2 protein-coding genes are annotated in these 1,124 nt (G+C 61.6%); both read right to left on the reverse strand.

Annotated features, from left to right (window positions below; all coding sequences use genetic code 11):
* Positions 1 to 183, reverse strand: a 183-nt coding sequence (locus AWB81_RS43360; RefSeq protein WP_235026266.1) for a transposase, incomplete at its 3' end; no start/stop codon positions are given.
* A gap of 682 nt (positions 184 to 865) precedes the next feature.
* Positions 866 to 1,124 (reverse strand): hypothetical protein (locus AWB81_RS48185; RefSeq protein WP_235026267.1); only part of this gene is annotated, 259 nt, incomplete at its 5' end.

Below are 1,124 nucleotides of genomic sequence, written 5' to 3' on the forward strand. Positions count from 1 at the left end.
CATGCGGCGGGCCTCGGCGGCACGCACGTCGTCTAGCGCCAGATTCATCTTGGCGACGATGTGGAAGCGGTCGAGGACGTTCAGGGCCCGGGGGCAGTGCTTGGCAACGAGTTGCAGGTAAGGAAGCGCGCGAGAAAGGCAGTGTGGCGATCGATACCGACAGCGTACTGCACTTGCCTGCAATTGAAGCGCTGTTCACGTTCTTTGCGCAGGATCTCGTTTTCCATAGACAGCTGGCCCACGCGTCGCACGGCGTCATCGAGCCGCGCTTGCAGCGGATCGTTGTCCGTGTCTTTAGGCCAGCCTCCATGCCAGCCAGCGCCAGCTCCCGCCACTGCTCGAGCTCGGCGATTGTCACGCCGACTTCGCGCGACACGGCGTCGACGGGTTCGCCCCGCAGCAACCGGAGGACCACGCCACGTTTGCGGCCGGTCGACCAGCGTTTTCCCTCGCACCGCACGCGCCTGTGTTCAAGACGGGATGCGCTGACGCATACCTGCGGTCTAGCGGAACGGCCCAGACGCCCGCGTGAAGAGGTTGAAGATCCGCGCGGGTGACTCGTCGGCCGCGATCAGCACCGTGCACCGCCCAACTGCCCGAGCACGAAGCGTACGATGCGCTCGGCATGCGCGCCGGTCAGCTGCGACACACGGTCTGGGTCCACCACCGGCGCGCACGCCCCATCCCCGGAAAGAATGACCGACTTCGAGTCGTGCGGCGGCACGGCGAACGCTCGCTAGCCAGCTTGTAAAATTGGAGGGTCCTGCCATGACTACCTCGTCCAACCGCCCTAGGATGAACGTATCACATCGTGATACGCTTGGCTGCGGCGCGTTGAGCAAAATGCATCAGCGTTTTCCCGCAGTCAGTCCGGCATCGGGCAGGGAGCTAGGCGAACGGGAAGTCCATTACTGCGGGTGTCGGCTAGCCCAGAGAATCGAGAGGCAATGGTTGCCGGAATATCGCATGACTCAAACGGACCAACGAAAAGATGAAAGACCACAGTCAAAGAAGCGTTGCCGACATCCGGCTGGACTTTAAAATTTTGGTTCGTCAGTAAAAACTGTGGGTCGACGGAGGCTCGGGTAGTTTTCCAAGTGCATGATAAAGCGCGATTTCTGTCG

Source organism: Caballeronia arationis (assembly GCF_001544975.2).
GTDB lineage: Bacteria > Pseudomonadota > Gammaproteobacteria > Burkholderiales > Burkholderiaceae > Caballeronia > Caballeronia arationis.